The organism is Bacillus sp. SH5-2, assembly GCF_008368905.1.
In the GTDB taxonomy this organism is placed as follows: domain Bacteria; phylum Bacillota; class Bacilli; order Bacillales; family Bacillaceae_G; genus Bacillus_A; species Bacillus_A luti.
This window is the reverse complement of record NZ_QOSD01000006.1, coordinates 23,938-41,903: the sequence shown is the minus strand read 5'-3', so window position 1 is coordinate 41,903 and position 17,966 is coordinate 23,938. Positions and strand designations below refer to the sequence as shown.

Annotated in this window: 26 protein-coding genes and 1 pseudogene; 18 read left to right on the top strand and 9 right to left on the bottom strand. The window is 33.6% G+C overall.

Features of this window, described 5'->3' with window-relative positions; all coding sequences use genetic code 11:
• The 6 genes from DN410_RS05285 to DN410_RS05260 all read left to right on the top strand — a co-directional run bounded on the left by DN410_RS05285 (position 1) and on the right by DN410_RS05260 (position 4,566).
• Positions 1 to 546 carry a GNAT family N-acetyltransferase gene (locus tag DN410_RS05285; protein ID WP_149175658.1) on the top strand — a complete coding sequence of 182 codons (546 nt, stop codon included), beginning with the start codon at positions 1 to 3 and terminating at the stop codon, positions 544 to 546.
• A 32-nt stretch (positions 547 to 578) separates the two neighbouring features.
• A complete protein-coding gene (locus DN410_RS05280) occupies positions 579 to 1,079 on the top strand; it encodes a GNAT family N-acetyltransferase (protein WP_149175657.1) in 501 nt (166 codons plus the stop codon).
• 102 nt (positions 1,080 to 1,181) lie between these two features.
• On the top strand, positions 1,182 to 2,120 hold the full coding sequence (locus tag DN410_RS05275; RefSeq protein WP_149175656.1) for a DMT family transporter: 939 nt from the start codon (positions 1,182 to 1,184) through the stop codon (positions 2,118 to 2,120).
• 56 nt (positions 2,121 to 2,176) lie between these two features.
• Complete coding sequence (locus tag DN410_RS05270; protein WP_149175655.1) at positions 2,177 to 2,578, top strand: GNAT family N-acetyltransferase; 402 nt, start codon at positions 2,177 to 2,179, stop codon at positions 2,576 to 2,578.
• A 111-nt stretch (positions 2,579 to 2,689) separates the two neighbouring features.
• Entirely contained in the window at positions 2,690 to 3,298 is a 609-nt protein-coding gene (locus DN410_RS05265; RefSeq protein WP_149175654.1) for a hypothetical protein, read from the top strand.
• Positions 3,299 to 3,318: 20 nt separating this feature from the next.
• Complete coding sequence (locus DN410_RS05260; protein ID WP_149175653.1) at positions 3,319 to 4,566, top strand: glutathionylspermidine synthase family protein; 1,248 nt, start codon at positions 3,319 to 3,321, stop codon at positions 4,564 to 4,566.
• Between the two features lie 59 nt (positions 4,567 to 4,625).
• On the opposite strand, the gene DN410_RS05255 is transcribed toward DN410_RS05260, so the two are convergent.
• The gene (locus tag DN410_RS05255; protein WP_149175652.1) at positions 4,626 to 5,075 is read right to left on the bottom strand and encodes a hypothetical protein; all 450 of its coding nucleotides are present in this window, start codon (positions 5,073 to 5,075) and stop codon (positions 4,626 to 4,628) included.
• A gap of 173 nt (positions 5,076 to 5,248) precedes the next feature.
• On the opposite strand from DN410_RS05255, the gene DN410_RS05250 reads away from it, so the two are divergent.
• From DN410_RS05250 to DN410_RS28355, 10 genes are all read left to right on the top strand, one after another.
• Positions 5,249 to 6,049, top strand: a complete 801-nt coding sequence (locus DN410_RS05250) for an AAC(3) family N-acetyltransferase (RefSeq protein ID WP_149175845.1) — start codon at positions 5,249 to 5,251, stop codon at positions 6,047 to 6,049.
• Positions 6,050 to 6,061: 12 nt separating this feature from the next.
• Positions 6,062 to 6,751: a phosphopantothenoylcysteine decarboxylase domain-containing protein gene (locus tag DN410_RS05245; protein ID WP_149175651.1), complete on the top strand. Its 690-nt coding sequence runs from the start codon at positions 6,062 to 6,064 to the stop codon at positions 6,749 to 6,751.
• A 120-nt stretch (positions 6,752 to 6,871) separates the two neighbouring features.
• Positions 6,872 to 7,345 carry a tetratricopeptide repeat protein gene (locus DN410_RS05240; protein WP_149175650.1) on the top strand — a complete coding sequence of 158 codons (474 nt, stop codon included), beginning with the start codon at positions 6,872 to 6,874 and terminating at the stop codon, positions 7,343 to 7,345.
• Positions 7,346 to 7,357: 12 nt separating this feature from the next.
• The gene (locus DN410_RS05235; RefSeq protein WP_149175649.1) at positions 7,358 to 8,422 is read left to right on the top strand and encodes a hypothetical protein; all 1,065 of its coding nucleotides are present in this window, start codon (positions 7,358 to 7,360) and stop codon (positions 8,420 to 8,422) included.
• A 119-nt stretch (positions 8,423 to 8,541) separates the two neighbouring features.
• On the top strand, positions 8,542 to 9,051 hold the full coding sequence (locus DN410_RS05230) for a ribonuclease FAU-1 family protein (RefSeq protein ID WP_149175648.1): 510 nt from the start codon (positions 8,542 to 8,544) through the stop codon (positions 9,049 to 9,051).
• A gap of 385 nt (positions 9,052 to 9,436) precedes the next feature.
• Positions 9,437 to 10,192 carry an ABC transporter ATP-binding protein gene (locus DN410_RS05225; RefSeq protein ID WP_149175647.1) on the top strand — a complete coding sequence of 252 codons (756 nt, stop codon included), beginning with the start codon at positions 9,437 to 9,439 and terminating at the stop codon, positions 10,190 to 10,192.
• 17 nt (positions 10,193 to 10,209) lie between these two features.
• Positions 10,210 to 11,196, top strand: coding sequence for an aliphatic sulfonate ABC transporter substrate-binding protein (locus DN410_RS05220; protein ID WP_149175646.1), 987 nt, complete (start codon positions 10,210 to 10,212; stop codon positions 11,194 to 11,196).
• A 16-nt stretch (positions 11,197 to 11,212) separates the two neighbouring features.
• On the top strand, positions 11,213 to 12,061 hold the full coding sequence (locus tag DN410_RS05215; RefSeq protein WP_149175645.1) for an ABC transporter permease: 849 nt from the start codon (positions 11,213 to 11,215) through the stop codon (positions 12,059 to 12,061).
• A 76-nt stretch (positions 12,062 to 12,137) separates the two neighbouring features.
• The gene (gene ssuD, locus DN410_RS05210) at positions 12,138 to 13,247 is read left to right on the top strand and encodes an FMNH2-dependent alkanesulfonate monooxygenase (protein WP_149175644.1); all 1,110 of its coding nucleotides are present in this window, start codon (positions 12,138 to 12,140) and stop codon (positions 13,245 to 13,247) included.
• A gap of 257 nt (positions 13,248 to 13,504) precedes the next feature.
• Positions 13,505 to 13,597 carry a putative holin-like toxin gene (locus tag DN410_RS28355; RefSeq protein ID WP_001289320.1) on the top strand — a complete coding sequence of 31 codons (93 nt, stop codon included), beginning with the start codon at positions 13,505 to 13,507 and terminating at the stop codon, positions 13,595 to 13,597.
• 228 nt (positions 13,598 to 13,825) lie between these two features.
• Here the strand turns inward: DN410_RS28355 and DN410_RS05205 are convergent, their stop codons facing one another.
• Positions 13,826 to 14,647 carry an HNH endonuclease gene (locus DN410_RS05205; protein ID WP_149175643.1) on the bottom strand — a complete coding sequence of 274 codons (822 nt, stop codon included), beginning with the start codon at positions 14,645 to 14,647 and terminating at the stop codon, positions 13,826 to 13,828.
• 149 nt (positions 14,648 to 14,796) lie between these two features.
• Here DN410_RS05205 and DN410_RS05200 point away from each other — a divergent pair, with 149 nt between their 5' ends.
• Positions 14,797 to 15,882: an AI-2E family transporter gene (locus tag DN410_RS05200; RefSeq protein WP_149175642.1), complete on the top strand. Its 1,086-nt coding sequence runs from the start codon at positions 14,797 to 14,799 to the stop codon at positions 15,880 to 15,882.
• 238 nt (positions 15,883 to 16,120) lie between these two features.
• On the opposite strand, the gene DN410_RS05195 is transcribed toward DN410_RS05200, so the two are convergent.
• Genes DN410_RS05195 through DN410_RS05165 form a run of 7 tightly spaced genes read right to left on the bottom strand, consistent with a single transcriptional unit; the run spans position 16,121 to position 17,279 of the window.
• The gene (locus DN410_RS05195) at positions 16,121 to 16,261 is read right to left on the bottom strand and encodes a YrzI family small protein (RefSeq protein WP_149175641.1); all 141 of its coding nucleotides are present in this window, start codon (positions 16,259 to 16,261) and stop codon (positions 16,121 to 16,123) included.
• 27 nt (positions 16,262 to 16,288) lie between these two features.
• Positions 16,289 to 16,429 carry a YrzI family small protein gene (locus DN410_RS05190; protein ID WP_149175640.1) on the bottom strand — a complete coding sequence of 47 codons (141 nt, stop codon included), beginning with the start codon at positions 16,427 to 16,429 and terminating at the stop codon, positions 16,289 to 16,291.
• Positions 16,430 to 16,455: 26 nt separating this feature from the next.
• Positions 16,456 to 16,599: a YrzI family small protein gene (locus DN410_RS05185; RefSeq protein WP_149175639.1), complete on the bottom strand. Its 144-nt coding sequence runs from the start codon at positions 16,597 to 16,599 to the stop codon at positions 16,456 to 16,458.
• A 26-nt stretch (positions 16,600 to 16,625) separates the two neighbouring features.
• On the bottom strand, positions 16,626 to 16,769 hold the full coding sequence (locus DN410_RS05180; protein ID WP_149175638.1) for a YrzI family small protein: 144 nt from the start codon (positions 16,767 to 16,769) through the stop codon (positions 16,626 to 16,628).
• Positions 16,770 to 16,795: 26 nt separating this feature from the next.
• Entirely contained in the window at positions 16,796 to 16,939 is a 144-nt protein-coding gene (locus DN410_RS05175) for a YrzI family small protein (protein WP_149175637.1), read from the bottom strand.
• Between the two features lie 28 nt (positions 16,940 to 16,967).
• Positions 16,968 to 17,111: a YrzI family small protein gene (locus DN410_RS05170; protein WP_149175636.1), complete on the bottom strand. Its 144-nt coding sequence runs from the start codon at positions 17,109 to 17,111 to the stop codon at positions 16,968 to 16,970.
• Between the two features lie 27 nt (positions 17,112 to 17,138).
• The gene (locus DN410_RS05165) at positions 17,139 to 17,279 is read right to left on the bottom strand and encodes a YrzI family small protein (RefSeq protein WP_149175635.1); all 141 of its coding nucleotides are present in this window, start codon (positions 17,277 to 17,279) and stop codon (positions 17,139 to 17,141) included.
• Between the two features lie 442 nt (positions 17,280 to 17,721).
• Between DN410_RS05165 and DN410_RS28350 the strand changes: the two are divergent.
• Positions 17,722 to 17,859, top strand: a pseudogene (locus DN410_RS28350) (DUF4825 domain-containing protein); the annotation flags it as partial.
• Positions 17,860 to 17,966 lie beyond the last annotated feature (107 nt).

The following is a 17,966-nucleotide window of genomic DNA, read 5'->3' as shown; positions in this document are numbered from 1 at the left end:
ATGAATATACCATTCGTTCAATTAAGAGAATTGACACTAGATGATGTAGAAGATCGATATCGATGGTCGTTAGATAGAGAAGTAACAAAACATTTAGTTGTTCCAGATCAATATCCACCGTTCACTCGTGAAGATACGGAAAAATGGATTGAGGCATGTATAAATGGAATAAATGGTTATGAACAAAGAGCTATCGTTACCGAGAAAGGTATACATATTGGATGGGTAGACCTTAAAAACTTTGATAAAACAAATAAAAATGCAGAACTAGGAATTGCGATTGGAGATAAAGACTATTGGGGGAAAGGATTTGGAATGGCAGCTCTAAACAGCATGTTACTAATAGGATTCTCTCAGTTCGAATTGGAGAAAATTTGGTTACGTGTAGATGAAGATAATAAACAAGCGAGAAAGAGTTATGAAAATGCAGGGTTTGTATGTGAAGGGTTAATGAGAAATGATCGATTGCGTCAGGGGAAGTTTATTCATCGCTATCGTTACAGTATATTAAGAGAAGAGTATGAACAAAAAACTAATAGCCTATAAAAATATTATGTAAATTAAAAGGGGAAGATAAAATGATCCGATTACTTACAAAAGTGGATGCAAAACAATATTGGGAGTTACGTTTACAAGCACTGCAAGTAAATCCAGAAGCATTTGTAACGACTTATGAAGAAGCAGTACGTCAAGAAAACCCTCTTGAACGCGTTGCTAGTAATCTTTCATCTAACAGTAGTTTTACATTTGGCGCTTTTAATAAAGAAAATTGTTTAGTTGGGGTTGTTACGTTATTAACTGAAGAAAAGGAAGCATATAAGCATAAAGGACATATCGTTGCGATGTATATAGATATTGATAATCGAAGAAGTGGTCTTGCGCGTGATTTAATACGTAAAGCTATTGAAAGGGCAAGGGAAATGAAGTTAGAGCAATTGAATTTAGGCGTGGTATCAACGAACGAACCAGCCAAACGATTATATGAATCAATGGAATTTAAAACGTACGGTATAGAAAAAAATGCTTTAAAGATAAATGGTGTTTATAGTGACGATCAATATATGGTACTGTTTCTTTAAGGGGAGAAGTTTGTTATATTACATCTAATTTTTAAAAAATGAATTTAAATTATATTCATTTTTTATATAGTATTAAGAAGAAACTAAACAAGGGGTTTTATAATGAAAGCTATTGCAGTAGGGATTTTGGCATCATTTTTCTTTGCCTTTACCTTCGTTTTAAACCGGGCGATGGACTTAGAGGGCGGAAGCTGGATTTGGAGTGCGTCATTACGGTATTACTTTATGGTTCCAATGCTTTTACTTATTGTCATGTATAGAGGGAACTTAAAGCAACTCTTGCAATATATGAAAAACAATCCGAAAGAATGGTTAGTATGGAGTATTGTTGGATTTGGTCTCTTTTATGCACCGCTTAGTTTTGCTGGCGCATTTGGTCCTGGTTGGCTTGTTGCATCAACATGGCAAATAACAATCGTCGCTGGTATTTTATTAACACCATTTTTTGCGGTAGACCCATTACATAAAAAACTTCCAATGAAAGAATTAGTAATGTCAGGCATTATTTTATGTGGTGTTGTACTTATGCAAGTAGAACACGCCTCTTCATTAGGCATTCGTGAAACCATTTTATGTGTCGTTCCTGTACTTATTGCAGCGTTTGCGTATCCTCTTGGAAATCGAAAAATGATGCAAGTTTGTAAAGGGGAGTTAGATGTATTCCAGCGGGTTCTCGGTATGACATTAGCAAGTTTACCATTTTGGTTTTTACTATCTGGCTACGAAATATCAACAGGTGGATTACCGTCAAGTAGCCAAGTGTTCCAATGTTTTATTGTAGCGGTTAGTTCAGGTTTAATCGCGACAGTACTATTTTTCTTTGCGACAGATCTTGTAAAAGATAATCCGCAAAAACTAGCAACAGTGGAAGCAACGCAGTCTGGTGAAGTTTTATTTGCGCTAGCAGGAGAACTCATTTGGTTATCTGCACCAATTCCATCATCTTTATCTTGGATTGGTATGAGTCTCGTTATTGTTGGGATGATACTACATAGTTATGTAGCGGTCGTTGTGAAGAAAGAAGAAAAGATAACAGCGTAGAGAGATTAGCTCTTTTTATAAAGAGCTAATCTTTTTTCATAGAAAGGGATATGAGTATGAATTTACAGTGTGTTGAACAAATTGAAAAAGATTTAATTTTTAATGTACTAAAGTATGCCGTCGGTCCAAATGAAATAAGCTTAAAGAAAGCAGTATTATTTTATCAAGGAAGTGAAGGGACATTATATAAATACGAAGAGAAAGCTTGTATAGGTATTGAAGTTATTGGATCAATGAAAGCGAGAATATGTCACATTGCTGTTATGCCAAAATATCGTCATCAAGGAATTGCGTTGCGAATGATAAAAGAAATAGTAAGAGTGCATCAATTTACTTATATAGAAGCAGAGACAGACGATGAGGCTGTAGAATTTTATAAGAAAAGTGGTTTTGAGATCAAAAGTCTAGGAGAAAAATATTCGGGAATCGGAAGGTTTCATTGTTATTTAGAAAAATAGTATAAAATATGCAAATGTGCATATAGGGTTTAGTTTGAAAAAAGTAATATTTACATTATATAATAAAGGTATCTGGAAAATTATAGATAAAAGAAATTAGGTGTATAACACATGAGAATGGATAAAAGTAAATTTATGAAAGTCGCTGCTTCAATTGGTGTTTCATCTTTTTTATTAACGGGTTGTGGTGATTATGAAGAAGAAACTGCACAGAAAGAAAGTACGGCTGTTAAAACGGATGATGCGAAGCAAGGGAATGAACAAGGAACATTAAATTGTGACGATAAAACTCCAACAATGGAAAATGTAGAGAAAGATGAGTTATGCAAGGAAAATAACCCATCATTTTCATCGTATCATGAAAACTCACATTTACCGATACTTCCATTCGTAGCAGGCTATTTATTAGCAAGCCGAACTTCAAATATGAATTATACAGCAAAGTCAAATGTAATGAAGAATCCGTATACAAACAATGTTATTCCTTATCGTGAAAAAGATGAGAGAAGAACTGGTGGCAGTGGTGGTGGAGGCTATTACGGCGGCACTAACAGTAACAATAACTCTTCAAATAAAGTTGATTTGAATAAGCAACCACCGAATACAGCAAATAAAGTGACGCCAGATACAAGTACGCCAAAATCATCTACGACACAAACACCAAAAGTAAATTCTGGTTCAAGTGGAATTGGGAATGCAAAAGCGCCAGCCGGATCCTAAAATGAAAGGATAATGGAGTCATGTATACAGAACAAGAACAGAAAGAGTATATGAAAGTATGGTTTTCACTCGCAGAAGAGGCTGGTCGAAATGGCTTTACTTGGCCGAGTCTGTTAGAGAAGGAAGAATGGAATCAATATATGGCTACAGGGATGTATCGTATGCCAGTAAACACATATACCGCTATTTCAAAAGCGACAGAAGAAGTTATGTATGTGTTATATAGAACATATCAATTTATTGTAAATACGACAGAAGATTTTCAAAAACTTGGATTTCCGCCCGAAACGTGGGAAATTGCGAGAATGAAACATACTGGTTTGTTTTCATATTTTACAAGGTTCGATTTTATCGTAAATGGTGATGATATTAAATTAATAGAAGTAAATTGTGACACACCAACAGGGTACTTAGAGCCGTCTGTCGCAAATGAAGTACTATGCCGTTATCATGATGTGAATCATCCCAATCATATTGAAGAGCATATTGTGCAGGCGTGGGAACAAATTAAGCATGACTATAATATAGAGCCTACAGAGACGATATATTTTACTAGTTACGATTGGCACGATGAAGATCATCAAACAGTTCAATTCTTAAGAAGCTATTGTTTAGATCAACCAACGGATTACATAGGTATACAAGATATCGTCGTGGCAGATGATGGTATATATACGCAAGATGGTGAACGAATCCATTATTTATATAGACTATATCCAATTGAATATTTAGTTTCAGATGTCGATAAAAACGGAAAAAGAATTGGACTCCAGTTTTTAGATCATATAGCGCAAGGAAGAGTCAAAATCATTAATCCACCAGCTGCTTTTCTTATGCAAAATAAAAGTGTACTCGCATTAATTTGGCAGCTTTTCGAAGAGGAAGTTTTCTTTGAGAAAGACGAGCGAGAAATCATTAAGAACTACTTCCTACCAACATATTTTAAAAATAAACCATTTTTAGAAAGAAATGAATCGTATGTTTCCAAACCTTTATATGGCCGGGAAGGTGGCGGAGTATCAATATACGATAATGAAGAACTAATAGCTGAAGATAAAACAGAGTATTATTTTGAACAACGGAAAATATACCAGCAATACATAAAAATGCCTGACTACACCATTAATACTTGGGATGGCCCATACACTGGTAAACTATTAATTGGTTCACATTGTATTAGCGGGAGAGCTGCGGGGTTATTTTTACGTGTAGGTGAGAAAATAACGGGAAACTTATCAATGTTTACTGGGATTACAATCGAAGGATAAAGTGAACAAAGAGCTCATCATTTGTGATGGGTTCTTTGTTTATGTATAAAAAAGCTTTTTTATTGTTGTGATGTAAAACCTTCATCTTTCTTCATTTCAAAGATCTTCTTTCCGTCGCCATCTACAATTTTAATAGAGTCCCTAAGTTTTGGTACACCAATATACAGTACAGGATTTTCATCTTTTCCTTTACCTTTTTCAATATGTAATACGATAACAGATGTGTTTTTTTCGTCTTTTCCTTCTTGTACTGTAATTTTATCGTTTTTATATTTCTTTCCAAATGCTAAATAAACCATTCTTTGTCCTTCGCTAATACTACCATTCGAGTAATGAACCATAGTTGGGTCTTCTTGTGCTTTTTCATATAAATTTGATGGCCCATATCCACCTTCATTATATCTTGATTTTTCTAACACCCAATAACTCTCATAGTCATCTTGCACAGAAACACATGCACTTAAGGAAATGAGTCCAAATAGTAGAATAGAGAATAAAATTTTATTCATTTGTTCACCTTCTTTTGATATTGTAAACACAATTAAACAATATCTCACATAATAATATTACCATTTTTATAGATATGAGGAATGATTAAGTTAAAAATTAAGAAAAATATGATAATATATTTATGTGTAAGTTTAAATTTTAATATATGGCTAGTGGGGGAACCATTATGAAAATGAATGAAATAGTAGCGAATACACAATTTCCGAATACAATTGAATCTATTACAAAAGATTTAGCGGCATTAGGAGTTAAAAAAGGAATGACAATAATCGTTCATTCTTCATTAAGTTCGATAGGATGGATATCTGGTGGCGCGGTTGCCGTAGTAGAAGCGATAATGAAGGTTGTTACAAAAGAAGGAACGATTATTATGCCTACGCAATCTTCAGATTTATCCGATCCGAAACATTGGTCAAGACCACCTGTACCCGAAGACTGGTGGCAGATTATCCGTGATAACGTTCCAGCATTTGATCCACGCATAACACCAACAAGGGGCATGGGGGAAATAGTTGAATGTTTCCGTACATATCCGAATGTAGTACGCAGTAATCATCCATTAGGAAGTTTTGCTGCATGGGGAAAACATGCAGAGGAAATAGTTAGGGATCATTCGTTATCAATGAGCTTTGGAGAGGAATCACCATTAAGAAAAATATACGATTTAGATGGACACATATTATTAATTGGTGTTGGCTATGATTCTAATACGTCTGTACATATATCTGAAGTACGTTCTGGTGCACGTGAGTTAATAAAAGTAGGAGCACCAATTTTAGAAAACGGTGAAAGGATATGGAAAGAGTTTGTTGATATGGATTACGATTCTGATACGTTTGTAGAAATTGGTGTACAGTTTGAGCAAAAAGGAACTGTAACAAATGGAAAAATAGGCAACGCAACGTGTCGTATTATGAAGCAACGTGATATAGTTGACTTTGGAACGGATTGGTTTCGTAAGAAAAATCAGTAAGGGATGGTTATAATGAAGGGGAAAAAGGTATTAATTACGAGCGGTGGTTGTTTAGAAAAATGGGATCAAGTACGCGGACATACAAATATGGCAAAAGGAACAATCGGAAGGATAATCGCGGAAGAACTTATAGCGAAAGGTGCACACGTTATATACTTACACGGTTATTTCGCTGAAAAACCAAGCGATGTACATAGAGGATTAGAATTACACCCATTTGAAGGAATAGTTGATTTACAAGATAAAATGAAAAGTATCATTACGCATGAAAAAGTCGATGCGGTCATTATGGCAGCGGCTGGATCAGATTGGGTTGTGGACAAGATTTGTGATCAAGATGGGAATGTTCTTGATATGAATGGGAAAATTTCAAGTGATATAGCGCCGATTATACATTTTAAAAAGGCACCGAAAGTATTAAAACAAATTAAAGAGTGGGATCCAGAAACAGTACTCGTTGGTTTTAAACTTGAAAGTGATTTAAATGAGGAAGAACTGTTTGAAAGAGCGAAAAATAGAATGAAAGAAGCAAAGGCGAATGTAATGATTGCGAATTCACCACATTCTTTATATTCGCGCGGAGCTGTACACTATTTGATTGGTCAAGATGGTAAAGGTAAGTTATGTAATGGGAAAGATGAAACAGCGAAAGAAATTGTCAAAAGCTTAGAGATATTATGTAGTCGTATTACTGTTTTGTAAAATTTGGTTTTTAGATAAGAATGAATCTGCATAGTATATAAATGAGCGAGACTTTAATCGAATGTGAAGCGTAAACCAATCAAGATCTATACAGAGAATAATTGGTGAGGAGTGGGTCCTATGGAACATTTATTAAAGCAAGCTATTAAACTCCGGGACGAAAAGAAATATGCACAGTCCAGAGAGATACTTATAGGATTAACAAATTTTACGAGGGATGCAGAAGTGCATTATCAATGTGCTTGGATACATGATGTAATGGGTCTTGAAATGGACGCTGTGCCGTATTATGAACAGGCAATTGCAAACGGTCTTGAAGGTGAGTCACTTTGCGGAGCTTATATTGGTCTTGGTAGTACATATCGTTGTATTGGAGAGTATGATAAAGCAATTACAATTTTAGAAGCAGGGGTGCAGAAGTTTCCGGAGAATGACGCTATGAAAGTTTTTTTATCATTAGCTAAATATAACGTAAATGATCATGAATCCGCGATGAAATTATTACTTGAAACCGTCGTGAAAGTAGATGAAGTAAAAGAATTTGAACGTGCCATTTCATTTTATAAAGACCGCTTAAACGAGGTTTTTAAATAGAGGAGTGACCGTATGAATGTATCCATATCGCGAAAGCGAAAAGGAATTTGGCTGGGGATCGTATCTTTAATTATGCTATCAAACTATTTATTGTATGCCCTTCCAATAGTACCAGCCGCACCGAAAGAAGTAGTGCTTGGTTCTTTATTAGATTGTATATTTGTAATTCCAGTCATCACGTATTTCTTAATTATTCGAAAGAGATATTCGTTAACGTATATATTTCCCGTTGTAATAGCTGGTTATATATTTGCGAGGTTTATTATTCCAAGTGACTATTTACAAGCTTTTTCATACGTTTCTTATATTATGGTTGCGGGAGAAATTGCATTTGTATGCATAGAATTATTCCTTTTATATAAAATTGTTAGAATACTCCCTAACATTGTAAAAAGATATAAAGAATATAAAAGAGAATATTCTTCATTTTCTTATGCAATTGATGCAGCGTTTGACGCTACAATGAAAAGGAGTAAATTAGTAGATATCTTTGTAACAGAGTGTAAGTTAATCTATTATGTATTTTTCTCGTGGCGTGAAAAAGTGCCAGAAGGTGCATCCGTATACTCTTATCACAAAAAGACTGGTGCTATAGGTGTTTATATTATGATTATCCACGCAACAGTAATTGAAAGTATCGGTTTTCATTATTTGCTTCATCAATGGAATCCAGTGGTAGCTTGGATTTTACTCATATTAAACATATATGCAATGATTTATTTTATAGCTGAAATACAAGCGATGCGTAAAAATCCAATTGTCGTAACAGAAGAACAAGTAATCATTCAAATTGGATTAGGAAAGAAAGTTGAATTACCATTTACACAAATTGATGATATTGCGTTCTACAAAGGAGACTCCTCAAAAGCAAAAGAAGAGAAAGAGGTATTGGATGCAACTGTTATGGAGTTCATAAAAGAACCTGCTACTTTTGAAATAACACTAAAAGAGCCAGTGAAAGCACAATTGTTATATGGATTTTCTAAAACAGTAAGTCGTGTTCACTTAAATGTTGATGAGGAACGGAAATTTTATGATGCGGTTACTGAAAGGCTAAAACATATAAATGGTGGATAGTGAAAAACTCCTTCTAAATCAGAAGGAGTTTTATTGTGTAATTGTAGACAAAATACTTCTTCATCACTAAATAAATCGATATAATTAAGACTAGAATTAGCATAAGGGGAAACATAATAATGAATAAATTACAAACAGCAAAATGTGAAATTATAGAAAGAAAAATTCGATATGACTCGACAATAGTAGATCACAATTGTTTAATACTTGAAAAGAAATCGCAAAGTATCGTGTTATTTCATGAGGTGCAATATTCATTTACGATGACTACACATGATTCGAGCTTAACAATACCGAAAGGAAGTTACACCATTGCATACTATTGGCAAGATCGTCCGTACAATTTATACATATGGAGAGATGAGAATGGAATGTATTTAGGCTCTTATTTTAATATTGTAAAAAATACGCAAATAACAGACGAACTAGTGTCATTTGAAGACTTAATTATTGATATTTTGGTACTTCCAAGCGGAGAATACTTTATTTTAGATGAAGATGAGTTACCTGAGCCTTTAAAGGGTTTTGAGGGTGGTTATGTGAATGAAGCTCTTTATGTATTAGAGGAAATAATTCAAAAGACGCTTCCTCAAATGATTGTAGAGACAGAAACGGTGAGGTTAAACTAAAGTGTAATTGATTTGAAGTTAGAATACGTGATTAATGGAATTGAGTGGTCTCAAGTTATATGATCTAATTTTTTTGATAAGTCTAAGGTTAGAAGCGTATTTCTTGAGGCATGTGAGTTTTCTTATTGGTTACAGTAGATTAAGAACCATAAAAAATAATTTTTAAATAAATAACAATAAGGATGTTCAAACGAATCATATGTATTTTTAATAAAACCTAGTTGACTTATCGGAAATATTTGTATAATATGTACTTAATTCTATTACGTATTGCTGATTGGAGAAACCAAAGGCATTTTATCTATTGATAAAATGCCTTTGGTTTTTTTATTGCATAAATATTGAATCTGTTCATTTAGATGAATCATTTTAAGGAGGGGGAAAAGTGACTGTTTCAATTGATGGAGTATCAAAATATTTTTCGAAACAAACTCGTACTGTTCAAGTATTAGAGAATATAAATTTTCAATTAGAGAAAGGGGATTTTGTTACAGTAATTGGTCCGAGTGGTTGCGGAAAAAGTACATTATTAAAAATTATTGCAGGCTTAGACAGTGATTTTGAAGGAGAAATCATTATTGACGGGGAGCGTATTACAAAACCGAGTAAGAAGCAAGGATTTATATTTCAAGAGCATCGATTGTTTCCATGGCTAACAGTGGAAGAAAATATTGCAGCTGATTTGTCATTAAAAGATAAGTATGTGAAGGATAAAGTAAAGGAATGGGTTGAAATTGTTCGGTTAGACGGTTTTGAAAAATCATATCCGAAAGAAATATCAGGCGGGATGTCACAACGTGTTGCGATTGCAAGAGCGTTGCTAAGAGATCCCAATGTATTATTGCTTGATGAACCATTTGGCGCACTGGATGCATTTACCCGAAGTCATTTGCAAGAAGTACTGCTCAACATTTGGGAACAAAAAAATACGACAATGATATTCGTTACCCATGATATAGACGAAGCAATATATCTTTCAAACAGAATTGTCATCATGAGTGCAAAGCCTGGAAAAATACATAAAGTGATTGAAAATAATTTACCTTATCCGCGTAGTAAAACTTCCGAATCATTCCAAGAAATTCGAAAGAAAGTATTACAGCAGTTTGAACACGGTGGACTAATTCAAACAAGTATATAGGGAAAGAGTGATTATATATGTATAAAAAATTCAAAGGTCTTTCTTTTGCTTTAGCTATATCTTTATTTTTATTAGGATGCGAAAAAAGCACAGCAAGTAGTAAGAAGGAAGATATAACAGTACAAATTGGTATTCAGCAAGGATTAAGCCCACTATTACTTGCGCAGAAAAAAGGATGGTTTGAAGAAGAGTTTAAAAAAGAAGGCGTTAAAGTAAAGTGGACAGAGTTCCAAAGCGGACCTCCTTATTTTGAGGCTATCGCATCAAACCGATTAGATTTTGGTGAAGTTGGAAATTCTCCAGTCATTTCAGCGCAAGCAGCAGGTATTGGATTCACCGAAATTGCCAATACCAGTTATGCGAGAAAAGGAACTGGAATTCTCGTTCAAAAAGATAGCAAGATTACAAGTGTAAAAGATTTGAAAGGCAAGAAAATAGCAGTAGCAAAAGGAAGTAGTGCTTTTAATTTATTATATCGTGCGCTAGATAAAGAAGGTATCGATGCGAAAGATGTGAATGTCATTCAGTTACAACCAGATGAAGCACAGCCGGCATTTGAATCAGGGTCAGTAAATGCATGGGCAATTTGGGATCCTTTCATATCGTTACATACGGTAAATAAAGGGGCGAAGGTAATTGCAGATGGTGAACTATTAAATGTATCTTCTCCAGAGTTTTTAATTGCTAGAACAAAATTTGCGAAAGAGCATCCAGAATTAGTGGAGAAATTTCTTAAAGTATATGAAAAAGCACGCGTATGGCAAGAGTCAAATTTAGATGAAGCAATAAAAATATATACCTCTGCAAAGAAAATAGATGCAGAAATTGTAAAAGAAGTGTTTAATCACGACAAACCTATTTTAGTTCCGGTAACGAAAGAAATAGTTGCAGAACAGCAAAAGACAGCAGATTTTCAATATAAACTCGGTTCTATAAAGAAAGAAATAAAAACAGATAAAGTTGTAGATAATTCTTTCGTAGAAAAAGCATTAAAGGCGAAATGAAAAGAGGTTTTGTAAATTGGAAAATACGAAGGCTGTTGTGAAAAGGGCGAGTATAACGATTGGCAAAAGCAATGTAAAAAAAGTGCGAAAGACGAATGTAAAAGTGTTAGTAAGAGCGATTACTATACCAATTATTATATTAATAATTTGGCAGTTAGCCGGCGTATTCGATCTAGTTTCTAAAACAGTATTACCAACACCATTAGATATATTTCTAGCTTTTCAAGAACTTATAAAAACAGGAGAGTTATTCGGTCATTTAAGTATTAGTGTATTTAGAGCGGCCGCGGGTTTCTTTATTGGCGGGAGCTTAGGAATCATTTTAGGAACAATTGTTGGATTTTCAACAAGGAGTGAGCAATATTTAGATCCGTCAGTACAAATGTTAAGAACTGTACCTCACTTAGCTGTTGCACCTCTATTCGTATTATGGTTCGGTTTTGGAGAAACATCGAAAGTCTTATTAATTGCGGACGGGGCATTTTTTCCTTTATACGTAAACGCGTTTTTAGGAATACGAGGTGTAGATTCAAAATTATTCGATGTTGCGAGAGTGTTAGAGTTTAGTAAACGAAAATTAATTACGAAATTAATTTTGCCCGCAGCGTTACCAAATTTATTACTTGGAGCACGTTTGTCTTTAGGCGTTGCATGGGTGAGCTTAGTAGTAGCAGAACTTATGGGATCTACAGAAGGTATTGGTTATATGATTATGGATGCAAGGCAATTTTCAAATACAGATATCGTATTTGTCGGCATTATTATCTTTGCATTCGTTGGAAAGTTTTCTGATTCACTAGTACGTTTACTAGAAGTGAAGTTTTTAAGATGGAGGGATAATTTTAAAGGTGAGACAGAGAATTAACATATAAATTATTAGGGGTAATTTATATAGAGTGCTTTAATATACATTTCAAAATAATAAAGGGGTGTGCAAAAAAATGGAATTATTATGGTTTATTCCGGCTTATGGAGATGGTCGATATTTAGGAACGACAAAAAGAGGAAGAGCAGCTGAGTATGATTATTATAAACAAGTTGCACAGGCAGCTGATTATTTAGGATATACAGGTGTGTTACTTCCAACTGGTCAAGGTTGTGAAGATCCATGGGTATTAGCATCGGCACTTGCAGCTGAGACAGAGAAATTAAAGTTTTTAGTTGCAGTTAGACCAGGACTAATGTCACCGACAGTTGCAGCGAGGATGGCTTCTACATTTGATAGAATGTCAGACGGCAGACTTCTAATTAATGTAGTAGCTGGAGGAGATCCGGTTGAATTGCAAGGTGATGGATTATATCTTGAGCATGATGAAAGATATGAAGCAGCGGATGAATTTTTAAAGGTTTGGAAATCGACCTTGCAAGGTGAAACAATTTCTTTAGAAGGAAAACATATTAAGGTTACGGATAGTAAAGTTGTGTTCCCGCCAGTTCAAACGCCATACCCTCCTATATATTTCGGAGGATCATCCGCTGCTGGAAAGGAAGTTGCAGCAGAACATAGTGATGTATATTTAACGTGGGGCGAGCCACCAAAGCAAGTGAAAGAGAAAATAGATGAAGTAAGAAAACTTGCGGAAGAAAAGGGGCGTACAGTTCGATTTGGCATTAGATTACACGTAATTGTAAGAGAAACAGAAGAAGAAGCATGGGAAGAGGCAGAACGTTTAATTCAATATGTAGATAACGAAACAATCGAGCTTGCTCAAAAAACATTTGCAAGATATGATTCGGTCGGTCAAAGACGGATGACTCATTTAAATAAAGGTACACGGGAGTCGTTAGAGATAAGCCCTAACTTATGGGCTGGCATTGGGCTTGTAAGAGGTGGTGCAGGTACTGCACTTGTAGGAGATCCGCATACAGTAGCGAAAAGGATAAAAGAATATGAAGCGTTAGGAATTGATACGTTTGTATTATCGGGATATCCTCATTTAGAAGAAGCATATGAAGTGGCAGAACTGTTATTTCCTTTATTGAAAGAAGAGAAACAAGAAAATAAAATTGTTGGTGAAATGATAGCTGATGCATATGCACTTAAAAAATAATGAGAAATAAAGTGAAACTTTAATCCTTTGGATGAATTGTCATAGTTGAACCAATAGGGCATCTACAGACAGTTTCACCCATGTTTTACTTCATTTTGTTTACTGCCTGTTAATACGGGATTAAAAAAACTCGCAAGTAATTCGCTTGCGGGTTTTCATCGTAAACTATTAGAAAATATGGTAAAATTAAATAGTAACTTAAGGTACGGTTGGTTGTTCAATTATCACTTCTCCAAGTAGGAGGGAGGTGATAATACGTGAGTGAAATAGCGTTGCTACTGCAGGGTGGACTGTTTCTCGTTGCATTGTTAACGTTCGTCGTCGTTTTAATAGACAAGCTCAAAAAATAACAACCCACCTATGCCAATAGAATGTGGGTTGTTTTGTTTGTAAGAAACAAATAGGATAAATGAACAATCCAATCTGCTAAGTTACGTGGACTAGTGTGTAGCCGCACACTAGTCTTTTTTATTTATATACAATTAATAATTAGTTTATGTGATTGTATTGTTCTTTTCATACTTATTATAACACAGTGTCTTTTCATCAAGAAAGGAGACCGTATGTTCTGATTTCGATTAAATAGAAGGAGTTTTTTCTTTAAATAGCCCATCCATATACTGTTTTAAAGTTTGGACATAAAATTCCTGCTTATTTACGTTATTTACGCCGACAATTGGTGATGGAAGTTCATATCGCTTTTCTGATAAATGAACAACAACGTCAAAGATATCAAATAGACGAATGAAACAAAATAGGCCGTCTTTATCGCTTAATAAAATAAAATAATGGTTTTCACTATTTGTATTTAATGTATTCCATAGTGAACTTTTACTTAAGTCACGAACAATGCTCTTTTCTTTTAATTCCATAAAATCGGCATTTGATAGAATGTTAGAAATATCAATTGCATCGGGATCTTCAAAGTAACCATCAATTGTTTGTACACCAAAAGTATAGGCCATTTTTAATACACTCATTTTGTATTTACGGTTATCTAAAAGTAATTCACGTTGAATAGAGCTAGCTACCTTCGTTACACGTTCTTCTTTCCAAATTTCATTATGTAGTGAAATATCGTGCTTTTTACATAGTTTCATAATTAATGCATTAGAATAAAGTATTTCGTCACTTACTTCAACGACATCTGTCTCAGCCGCCGCAAGTTCCTCGCCGTGTTCATTCGTATAGAGAGGGGAGTCGATTTGTTTTTTCATTTGCTCAATCTTATATTGACTTAATTTATGCCTAATTAAAGGGCGATCAATATTTGTTGTCATATGTTCATGACAAGTATCACAAATTGAGTTTGTGAAATAATATCCACATAATATTTCTGGGATGACATATTGTTCACTAAGTTCTTTCGTATCTTTTCTGCAAATGATGCATTGTGTCATATTTATCACCTTTACCTGCAAATTTGTTTGTAATCTCATTGTAGTGTATTTATAGGTATTTTGGAATATTGTAAAGGAAAATATTATGTGAAATTCATGTTTATTTTGGTACAATAAAGAGAAGTGCTAGTTTAAAGGAGGCCGTTTTTTTGAAATCGAAAGTGCACTTTTGGACATTAGAAGTGCTGATGGTTGTAGGAATCATATTTATTTGCACAAAAATATCGTTTCTATTTCAACCCATTGGTATCTTCATATCAACATTATTTTTCCCAATTTTAATCGCATTATTTTTATACTTTGTATTTAACCCTGTATTAGTCTTTTTGGAGAATAAAAAAGTTCCTAGAAATTTAGCGATTTTACTACTATATCTTTTTATTATCACATTAGCTGGGGTTGCTATTGGAGTAGTCGTCCCAACCATCTCACAACAGTTAATGGATTTAGTAAAAAATATGCCAACTTACATAAAAGAGGGGAAAATATACATACAAGAATTATCCCATCATAGATTGTTTGAATGGATATCTACACAAAATTACGTTTCCATTGAAACAATTGAAAAAAATGCGATTGCATCTTTAAAGGAAATCCCAAACACAATTACGTCGAGTGCAACGGCTGTATTTGGGATAATTACGAATGTTGCGTTAGTTATATTTACAGTACCGTTCATATTATTTTATATGTTTAAAGATGGACATGCCTTTCCAAGAAAAGCAGTTAGTCTATTACCCGAGTCTTACCGAGAAGAAGGACTTCGTATTATTAAGGAAACGAATGAAACATTATCTGCGTATATTCAAGGCCAATCGCTCGTTTGTATATTTGTAGGTGCTTTTACATTTATCGGTTATTTAATTATCGGTTTACCGTACGCTTTCGTTTTAGGGATTATTGCAGCATTTACAAATATTATTCCGAACTTAGGTCCATTCATTGGTGCAGCACCAGCTGTAATTGTAGGTTTGTTCGTATCCCCGATGCAAGCATTGTACGTAATAATCATCGTAACAATTGTACAGCAGTTTGAAAGTAACATTATTTCACCACGTATAATGAGTTCAAAATTAAATATCCACCCGTTAACAATTATTATATTAATTTTAGGGGTAGGTAACTTCGCAGGAATTATTGGAATGATTTTAGCAGTGCCAGTTTATGCAGTAACAAAAACGGTTGTTTCGAACTTAGTGAGATTGTTCAAGACAAAACGAAATAATCGAAAATAGTATACGTTGAGAAAGATACACCACTTTTTAAGTGGTGTATCTTTTTTTGTTGTAAAATATTAAAAAGTGTATGAATGAGGTGTTATTATATATTTTTTATATATCAAATGTAGCAGTAAACTCGTGTGACATATGCTTTATAAAGCTATGTGGAATCTCTCTGAACTATCCAAATCATTTCTTTACACCGTACTATCGACATTACAATCGACTCCTTTCAATTTATATATTTAAACGATTAAAGGTGAGTGTAGTACTTACTTCTACAATCACGAATTTCATCAATAATTTGTTTATATTGTTGTTTTTGTTTTAATTCATTTTGAGATATCGTTTCTTTTTGAATCGTAATAGTTAAAAAGAAAAAGTGAAACTTCATATGTGAATTCCTCCTTTCAAATCGGAATTACAGATGACTACAGTAATGACTTTGTCTTTCTTTTACATTATCCATAGCCTGATTAATTTGTCGTTCATGAAGCATGTCAGACTCAGAAAATTTATTTTTTTGAATGATAATGGTTAAAAAGAATACTTTAAATTTCATTGGATTTTTGCTCCTTTATAAGTGATTTAGAAAAGACGATTGTAAAGGGATGATTGAACCTCTTTAACTTCGTCCATAGTATTTTGAACGTGTTGTTCATGTAAAATCTCTTTCTGTGAAAGCTTACGTTTTTGAATAGTAATAGTTAAAAAGAATGCTTTAAATTTCATTAGAATGTTGCCCCTTTAGGATTTATTTAGAAAAGACGATTGTAAAGGGATGATTGAATCTCTTTAACTTCGTCCATAGTATTTTGAACGTGTTGTTCATGTAAAATCTCTTTCTGTGAAAGTTTACGCTTTTGAATAGTAATAGTTAAAAAGAATGCTTTAAATCTCATTAGAATGATGCTCCTTTAGGATTTATTTAGAAAAGACGGTTGTAAAGGGATGATTGAACCTCTTTAACTTCGTCCATAGTATTTTGAACGTGTTGATCGTGTAAAACCTCATTTTGTGAAAGCTTACGCTTTTGAATAGTAATAGTTAAAAAGAATGCTTTAAATTTCATTAGAATGTTGCCCCTTTAAAATATATTTTTAATACATTTGTATATAATACGAACTTTTAATGTCCGTTATTTTATCCATAGTGTGTTTATATTGTTGGTCACGAATGATTTCACCTTCAGATAATGTTTTTTTCTGAAGTGCAGTCGTAAAAAAGAAAATATGAAAAGTCATAAATGAATTCCTCCTTTCGAAAAGGAATTACAGGTGATCACAATAAATCGCTTGGCGCTCCTTAACATCATTCATAGCTTTTTCAATTTGCTCATTATGAAAAATTTCATCTTTGGAAATTGTATTTCTTTGAATCGTAATACTTAAAAACAATACGCTAATAGTCATCGAATGTTGCTCCTTTCTTAAAAAAATAATGTAAGAGACTAAAAAACCGCACAAAAAAGCCACAGGAAGTTATAGTTTTCCTATGGCTAGGCGCGTGAAAAAGCCACAGGAAAGTATACGACCTCCTGTGGCGAATTTATGAATTAATAGAAATAAAGTGCGATTTTCAATTCTCCATTAGGGTGGTCGAATTCATATTTAATTGTCCAGAAAACACAGGTGCAGTTAACGCTAAAGTTAATGCATGTAATTGTAATTTCATCATTTCCTTCGACCTCCTTTTAGAATATTTTTCTTACGTTAGTAAGTATATACAATTAATGGATAATTGTAAACATAAAAATTGAAAATTTTTAATTTTGATTAAAATGCGTATGTTTTAAAGGGATTTGACAAGAAGTATTGTAATTAACAAGATTGCGATAAAAATGGGGGATGCTAAATGAAATATATGCATTGTAATGTGGTTGTTATGCTAACAATTTTTATATTCATTACTGCTTGTTCAAAATGAGAAAGAATAAAAGGAATATTTGATGTTGAACCTTGTGATTTTAAGAAATATGTTGGGAATAATTCAGTTGAAACTTTGAAATCTTAGAAAGAGAGTCATTCTTAATCAAATGACTCTCTTTTTTTGTAAAAGAAATTTATGGAAATGAATAATTTAATGTGATATGGTTAATT

Coding starts and splice junctions, on each gene's coding strand:
- DN410_RS05285 (WP_149175658.1), top strand. CDS start 1: ATGAATATACCATTCGTTCAATTAAGAGAATTGACACTAGATGATGTA.
- DN410_RS05280 (WP_149175657.1), top strand. CDS start 579: ATGATCCGATTACTTACAAAAGTGGATGCAAAACAATATTGGGAGTTA.
- DN410_RS05275 (WP_149175656.1), top strand. CDS start 1,182: ATGAAAGCTATTGCAGTAGGGATTTTGGCATCATTTTTCTTTGCCTTT.
- DN410_RS05270 (WP_149175655.1), top strand. CDS start 2,177: ATGAATTTACAGTGTGTTGAACAAATTGAAAAAGATTTAATTTTTAAT.
- DN410_RS05265 (WP_149175654.1), top strand. CDS start 2,690: ATGAGAATGGATAAAAGTAAATTTATGAAAGTCGCTGCTTCAATTGGT.
- DN410_RS05260 (WP_149175653.1), top strand. CDS start 3,319: ATGTATACAGAACAAGAACAGAAAGAGTATATGAAAGTATGGTTTTCA.
- DN410_RS05255 (WP_149175652.1), bottom strand. CDS start 5,075: ATGAATAAAATTTTATTCTCTATTCTACTATTTGGACTCATTTCCTTA.
- DN410_RS05250 (WP_149175845.1), top strand. CDS start 5,249: ATGAATGAAATAGTAGCGAATACACAATTTCCGAATACAATTGAATCT.
- DN410_RS05245 (WP_149175651.1), top strand. CDS start 6,062: ATGAAGGGGAAAAAGGTATTAATTACGAGCGGTGGTTGTTTAGAAAAA.
- DN410_RS05240 (WP_149175650.1), top strand. CDS start 6,872: ATGGAACATTTATTAAAGCAAGCTATTAAACTCCGGGACGAAAAGAAA.
- DN410_RS05235 (WP_149175649.1), top strand. CDS start 7,358: ATGAATGTATCCATATCGCGAAAGCGAAAAGGAATTTGGCTGGGGATC.
- DN410_RS05230 (WP_149175648.1), top strand. CDS start 8,542: ATGAATAAATTACAAACAGCAAAATGTGAAATTATAGAAAGAAAAATT.
- DN410_RS05220 (WP_149175646.1), top strand. CDS start 10,210: ATGTATAAAAAATTCAAAGGTCTTTCTTTTGCTTTAGCTATATCTTTA.
- ssuD (WP_149175644.1), top strand. CDS start 12,138: ATGGAATTATTATGGTTTATTCCGGCTTATGGAGATGGTCGATATTTA.
- DN410_RS05205 (WP_149175643.1), bottom strand. CDS start 14,647: ATGACACAATGCATCATTTGCAGAAAAGATACGAAAGAACTTAGTGAA.
- DN410_RS05195 (WP_149175641.1), bottom strand. CDS start 16,261: ATGAAGTTTCACTTTTTCTTTTTAACTATTACGATTCAAAAAGAAACG.
- DN410_RS05190 (WP_149175640.1), bottom strand. CDS start 16,429: ATGAAATTTAAAGTATTCTTTTTAACCATTATCATTCAAAAAAATAAA.
- DN410_RS05185 (WP_149175639.1), bottom strand. CDS start 16,599: ATGAAATTTAAAGCATTCTTTTTAACTATTACTATTCAAAAACGTAAG.
- DN410_RS05180 (WP_149175638.1), bottom strand. CDS start 16,769: ATGAGATTTAAAGCATTCTTTTTAACTATTACTATTCAAAAGCGTAAA.
- DN410_RS05175 (WP_149175637.1), bottom strand. CDS start 16,939: ATGAAATTTAAAGCATTCTTTTTAACTATTACTATTCAAAAGCGTAAG.
- DN410_RS05170 (WP_149175636.1), bottom strand. CDS start 17,111: ATGACTTTTCATATTTTCTTTTTTACGACTGCACTTCAGAAAAAAACA.
- DN410_RS05165 (WP_149175635.1), bottom strand. CDS start 17,279: ATGACTATTAGCGTATTGTTTTTAAGTATTACGATTCAAAGAAATACA.